This is a genomic window from Lacticaseibacillus boliensis, from assembly GCF_054784775.1.
The window spans coordinates 45,711-52,061 of the sequence record NZ_BAAIHN010000019.1; the positions used below are offsets into that span (position 1 = coordinate 45,711).

Annotated in this window: 6 protein-coding genes; 2 read left to right on the forward strand and 4 right to left on the reverse strand. The window is 53.3% G+C overall.

The genetic code is table 11. The annotated features are described in order from the left end of the window. The first annotated feature begins 199 nt into the window (after window positions 1-199). Window positions 200-1,204 carry an AraC family transcriptional regulator gene (locus ACYVRB_RS08960; RefSeq protein ID WP_461214892.1) on the forward strand — a complete coding sequence of 335 codons (1,005 nt, stop codon included), beginning with the start codon at window positions 200-202 and terminating at the stop codon, window positions 1,202-1,204. Window positions 1,205-1,275: 71 nt separating this feature from the next. On the opposite strand, the gene ACYVRB_RS08965 is transcribed toward ACYVRB_RS08960, so the two are convergent. The 4 genes from ACYVRB_RS08965 to ACYVRB_RS08980 all read right to left on the reverse strand — a co-directional run bounded on the left by ACYVRB_RS08965 (window position 1,276) and on the right by ACYVRB_RS08980 (window position 5,651). Next, the gene (locus ACYVRB_RS08965; protein WP_461214893.1) at window positions 1,276-2,091 is read right to left on the reverse strand and encodes a DUF368 domain-containing protein; all 816 of its coding nucleotides are present in this window, start codon (window positions 2,089-2,091) and stop codon (window positions 1,276-1,278) included. A 592-nt stretch (window positions 2,092-2,683) separates the two neighbouring features. Then, entirely contained in the window at window positions 2,684-3,619 is a 936-nt protein-coding gene (locus tag ACYVRB_RS08970) for a LacI family DNA-binding transcriptional regulator (protein ID WP_461214894.1), read from the reverse strand. Between the two features lie 34 nt (window positions 3,620-3,653). Further along, a complete protein-coding gene (locus ACYVRB_RS08975) occupies window positions 3,654-4,082 on the reverse strand; it encodes a PTS sugar transporter subunit IIA (protein WP_461214896.1) in 429 nt (142 codons plus the stop codon). Window positions 4,083-4,154: 72 nt separating this feature from the next. Further along, window positions 4,155-5,651: a UDP-N-acetylmuramoyl-L-alanyl-D-glutamate--2,6-diaminopimelate ligase gene (locus ACYVRB_RS08980; protein WP_461214897.1), complete on the reverse strand. Its 1,497-nt coding sequence runs from the start codon at window positions 5,649-5,651 to the stop codon at window positions 4,155-4,157. Between the two features lie 268 nt (window positions 5,652-5,919). Between ACYVRB_RS08980 and ACYVRB_RS08985 the strand changes: the two genes are divergently transcribed. Next, entirely contained in the window at window positions 5,920-6,117 is a 198-nt protein-coding gene (locus ACYVRB_RS08985) for a hypothetical protein (RefSeq protein ID WP_461214898.1), read from the forward strand. The last annotated feature ends 234 nt before the right edge of the window (window positions 6,118-6,351 follow it).

Consider the following 6,351-nt stretch of genomic DNA (forward strand, 5'->3'; position numbering starts at 1 on the left):
GATTAACAAAGATCCAGCGGGCGCTATCCCTATCACCTTCTTCTTTTGTTGCTCATCTAGAAGCCGTATTATTTGTACGAAATCTTTGTGAACAAATCTGTTTAGTTCTGAATACACTTTAAATTTAACCGCTTACATGCTATTCTAGCAATAGCACATATTCAGAATGTGTGGGACAAAAATACAGGAGGACGACATTGTGAATGTAAAAGTGTTCCAAGAACTGCAATCCATCACCGCTGCTGAACGTCGACAACAAGCGACGAGTCAAGTCGACGATGACATTCCACCAGCAGCGATTGACCTTTTCGCCACGAAGCAAGCAAAGTCGCCGGTCTTAAACGATTATTTCTTTTCAAAACGGCACCTGATCATTCGCAAACATAACCGCTTCGCCCCTTATCCGCTACACAGCCACTTGTTCTTCGAAATCAACTACATGCTGCGCGGCTGTGCGACGGAATACATCAACGGCAAGCGCGTCAAACTGAGTGAAGGTGACGTCTTATTATTGGACATCGGCACCAAACACAGCATCGCCACCCTCGACAACAATGATTTGATGATCAACGTCTTGTTCGACGATGAATTGCTTTCCGTCGATTTTCTCGACCAGATCAACGCCTCAGAAACGGCCTTGCAAGACTTCTTGGCCAATCCGCAGTCCAAACGCACCGGAAAACCTCGCTATTATCTTTTTACCAACTCCCAGACCCAAGCCAGCGGTGCCATAACGACATTGTCACAGCTGATCGATGAATATTACATGCAACCGCAATTTTGTGATTATGTGATGCAAGCCGAGCTTGCCATCTTACTCGCACAACTGATGCGTACTTATAAGCGTCCCAAAGCCGCCCAAACTTCCGGCCAGATTTTAGCTGACAAGATCATGGAAGACATCAAGAACAACTATCGCAAGCTCTCCCTCGACGATCTCGCTGAGAAATACAGCTACAATCGCACTTATCTCAGCAACTTGTTCCGCAAAGAAGCCGGGCGTCCCTTCAGCGAAGTCTTGACCGAAGAGCGGCTGCGCAATGCAAGGCGACTGATTCAAACCACCGACATCCCCATCGGCGAGATCTGCCACGACGTTGGGATCTCTAACAAGAGTTTCTTCTACCATAAATATGCCGAAAAATTCGGCCATATTCCGCGGGAAGATCGGATCGCTAACCGCCCGCCAATCGTGAAATCGTGATCTATTGCTATTATTTAGACTAAAACAGCGGTCGCATCAAAACGTCATGTTTTGATGCGACCGCTGTTTTGTTACGCCACCTGGTACCGCGTCTCAAGCTGGCTCATCCACCACCCAACCACGATCCCAGCAATGAAAGTCCCGCCACACACCAAGGTACCCAAGCTAAGATAGTTGAAATCTAGCGGAATGATCATCAGCGTCGACGCGAAAACCACGCCCAAGATCAGATGGAACAAGCCGGCATACCACCGGGCAAACGCCCAGTCGATCAATTTTGCCAACACAACTAAGCAGATGACGGCGCCTAACGCCATCGGTAACAGCACACTCAAATCAACGGCCCCGATCGCGTCAGTCATCGGTTTGTATAGTCCCATGTACACGAGAAAATTCGACGGTGACAGTCCCGGTACGATCATCCCCAAGGCGATCAGGCCTCCGGCAATCAACCAATTGCCAAAACTCTGCTCGACGGCGCCATCAAACAGCCGTGTTCCCATCACCAAAAATGCTAAGCTCACGCCACAAGCGACGGCGGTCATCCATGGATGGTAACGACGGCGCCCGTGCTTACCAGCCTCCCGCCACAGCGCCGGCACGGTGCCAACGATACAGCCGACAAACAGCCACAAGATCTGGGCTTCATACGCCCCTAGGAAGAAACTGACAGCAAACGACAGGAAAAAGACGCCGGTCACCCCGCCTAACCCGACTGGTAAGAAAAATAAAAAATTGGCGCGAAAGTCACGGGTGATATGCGCCAAGAACCCAATCAGGCGCTCATACAAACCAAACACAGCCGCCAGCGCCCCACCTGAGATCCCCGGTAGGATAAAGCCAGAGCCGATGAAGATACCTTTGATAAATCGCAACAACCAGTCCATAAATTCTCCTATAAACCAGAGCGTAACAAAGGCGTACTTAGCGAGTCAAAATAATTGCCGCGGCAGTGGAGTTGCGAAGCAAAGCGAAGCAACGCAACTGTCGTGGTATTATTTTGTGCTCGCGTTGCCTTCGTGTAGCTCGACGATAACCAGAGCGAAGTGGCGCGTATTTTGCGGGTCAGGTAGCCTAGCTAACGTACTTGGAGCGTTCTTTGCTCCGAGTTCGATAGCGTAGCTAGCTGTACCCGCATTGCGCCACGTAGCTCGACGATGACCAGAGCGAAGCAAAGCGGGCTTAGCGATGTGTATAAGGCGGGCTGGGTGCGTGCGGCATCGCCGCGCGCGACCGGAACGACTTATACGCAATCGCGTTACTTTGCATAGCTCGACGATGACCAGAGCGAAGTGGCGCGCATTTTGCGGGTCAGGTAGCCTAGCTAACGTGCTTGGAGCGTTCTTTGCTCCGAGTTCGATAGCGTAGCTAGCTGTACCCGCATTGCGCCACGCAGCTCGACGATAACCAAAGCGAAGTGCCTCTTAAGTCAACAAAAGGCGTGCAGCCATCGCCGCACGTCTAAGTCTTTCTATTGTATCATGAACGCGTGACGAATGTCGATGCCACCTCGTGCTGACCGGTGATCTCGCCAATCGCCAGCTGCAACGCGAGCTTGCCAACGCGGCGAAAATGATGGTCGATCGTCGGAATGCCAAGCAACTTGCCGGAAAGCTGATTTTCTTGGCCGACCATCAGCGGTACTTGCATGCCATGGTCGCGGTAATAAGTTGCCGCACCTACCGCGATGTCATCGCCATTCGTGAAGATAGCATCGACCTTGGCCGCAGCCAGGCGCCGAGCACCGGTATAGCCGTCAGCGTTTTTCATGATGTCAACGGCTAACCACTCAGGTTTCGGTTGCACGCCAAACACCTGCTGATAAGCATCGATCATCGCCTGGCTGGTGGCAGACAACGCCGGGTCGCGCGGCAAAAACATCCCGATGCGCTTGGCACCGTGTGCCTTCAACCAACGACAGCCTTCCAGATAGGTCTCACCGCGATCGGTATAGGCCGCCGGGATCGCGATGCCTTCGGGGTCGTGGCACAGCACCACCGGACCATATTTCAGGTAAGGTAGCATTTTGGCGACCGCCATGGCGTGAGAGGTGAAAATCAGTCCATCGTACGCTTTGCGCCGCAACTGTTCGAGGTAATCCAGTTCGATGACGGCATCGTATTGCGACGGTAGTAACATCACCCGAAAGCCGCGAGCAAAGGCTTCTTGGGTAATCGCGGTGGTCAGGCTGGTGAAATACGGATGGTCGCGCATCGGGGTGACGACGCCGATCGTCTTGGTGCGACCGGCTGATAAGTCGCGCGCCACCGCGTTGGGCACGTAATCGAGGTCGCGGACGATTTTTAACACCGCTTCACGCACCGGCTGGGACACATAGGGCCGATTGTTGATGACGCGCGACACCGTCGCCACCGAATAGCCGCTTAATCGCGCAATGTCTCGAATGTTTGCCATCGTCTCACCTCTTTTCACCTTCAATATAGCACAATTACAGCAACTGCCGCCGGACCTTTTCCAACTCACCAGCCGTTGCGTTTGCGCTCAACGCCTCCTGCTGCGCGTCGACGTTAGCCAACAGTTGCGCGCACACCGCGTCTGTGTCGCCGCTTGCCGGAACGACGACCGCCACCACTGTATCTACTTGTGCGTTTTCACCCCAAGCCAGTGGCGTTGCCAAAGTCATCATGACCACCTCTGGCTGCTTGACGCTGGCGCTGGATGCGTGCGTCACCGCGACGTGGTCTGCGATGACGTGCGCGCCTTGGGCTTCACTGGCGAGAAAACCTGACCGCAATTCCTGGCTGGCCAGATCGAGCTTTTCACCGGCGAAGCTTGCCAGCCGTGCTAACGCGGTCAGTTCCGTTGGGTCTTTCAAGGTAACATTGACCAGTACTTGCTTTTTTAATAATCCGAACATGATGAATTCCTCCTTGTCTGATTGACAAGTTCAGCATAGTTTCGGAAACGCGTTACAGGTCAAGCCTTAATTTTATGCCTGTTGCGGCACCTCATGCGCGGCAAAATATTGGCGGACGACTTCGGCATCGTCAAAATGGTGCTTGGTGGTACCAACGATCTGATAAGTCTCGTGGCCCTTGCCTGCGATCAAGACGACGTCACCGGCACGAGCCTGGTGTAACGCATACGTGATGGCCTGGCGTCTGTGGCTCAGCCGCGTGTAGGTGGTCGGATCCAGACCGGTGACCATGGCATCGATAATTTTTTCCGGATCTTCTGTCCGCGGATTGTCTGCGGTAAAAATCGGATCGGTCGCCTGCTGGATCGCGATCGTTGCCATCTGCGGGCGCTTGTCGACGTCGCGATCTCCGCCACAGCCGACCACGCAGAAGATCCGACGCTTGGCAAACGCCTGCACCGTTGCCAACACGTTGGCCAAACCGTCGGGCGTGTGTGCGTAGTCCACGATCACCGTCGCATCGGTTGGTGTCGGCACGACCTGGAAGCGACCGCGAACGCCGGCAACACTTTCTAACGCCGAGATGATGGTACTAGGCGCGACCCCTTGTGCATACGTCGCCCCAAAAGCCGCCAGTGCGTTGTACACATTAAATCTACCCATCAATTGCAGATGGACCGGATAATGGTGCCCGGCGATCTGCAAGATAAACTTCGTCCCGTGAACCCCGACGTGAATGTTGCGCGCCTGTAGCATCCCTCGTCCCTGCGTGCCATAGGTCACGACGTTGGCAGCGGTACGACCGACCAGCTTGCGGCCATAAGGATCATCGATGTTGATAACGGCGGTTTTAGTCTTGCGGCCGTGATGATAGGCATTGCCCAGTTGTTCAAACAACAACGCCTTGGCTTCAAAATAATTAGCAAACGTCTTGTGATAATCCAGGTGATCTTCGGTCAGATTCGTGAACACCGCGGTATCAAAATCGATCCCACGCACGCGCCCTTGCACAAGGCCGATCGAGGAGACTTCCATCGCACAGGCACGTTTGTCGGCTGCGAGCATCTCGCTTAAGTATCGCTGATTGGTGAAGCTGTCTGGCGTCGTGTTCACCGCGGCGTGCGTTCTTTTGCCGCCAGTGGTTGCCAGCGTCCCAATTAACCCGCTGTCCAGCCCCGCCATCGTCAGGATGCGCGCGATCAAATGGGTGACGGTCGTCTTGCCGTTGGTGCCGGTCACCCCGATCAGCTTCAGCTTCGCACTCGGGTCGCCAAAATAGACCACCGCTAGCTGCGCCAGTGCTTGGGTCGTGTCGGGCACCTGAACGATCAAGGCGCCACTGGCGGCAACCGGATGCGCGACCACCACCATGATCGCACCTTTAGCGATGGCTTCTTGAACATGCTGATGTCCATCAAAATGGTGGCCGGAAATCGCCACAAAACACCCTCCCGGCTGCACCTCACGGGTATCTGGCGTCAGGCTTTGCAGCTCGCGATGGTCACCTTCCAACGCGCTTTTCGTTTGCTGATCGAGGTTCAACAATGTGGCACAATCTGAAATCTGCATCAATAACATCCTTTCCGACGCGCAGGCGAATCGCCGCCTGCGCTTTGCAGAGATCAGTATCGCAACTCAACCATAAAATTGACTTAAACGCAGGCACCCATTCCAACAACGCGAGAACTAGCCCACGACGTCCGGGATTCGATACGTCTTCAAGACGTTAAAACAGAGGCAACCTTTTGTCTAATTAAAACATGAGACTTCTGCCTTAATTTTAATTAAATTGCGCGCGACTTTGTGCTATACTGGTCAGTGAAGGAGGCGGTTTCATATGATTCAATCCAGTCTATTGCTCGTCTTAATTCTGCTCTTAGTGGGTACGGTAACTTTGTTTGCCGGCCTTCGCCAGCGGGTGGCTGTACGTCAAGAATCTGTCGAGGCGCAAATCGCATGGTATCGTCGCGAGATGCAAGCCGGCCGCATTTCTTCACAGCAATTCGCCGCCATTCGTCGCGAATTATTACGTTAACCGATGACTTTAACGAGGCTAAACCTCACATAGAAACATAAAAAGCACACCCAAATCGGGTGTGCTTTTTTAGTCTCAATCAGACTTACGTTGTCCGGCAACGTAAGCCTGGATTATTCACCTCGGTATTTGGGACATGAAATCGCATCTGGCCGGTCTGAAAGCAACGTTTGGAGCGTTGCGAATACTGACTGAGCGGAGAAGTTGGTGATCGATGCACCACGAACAGACCGA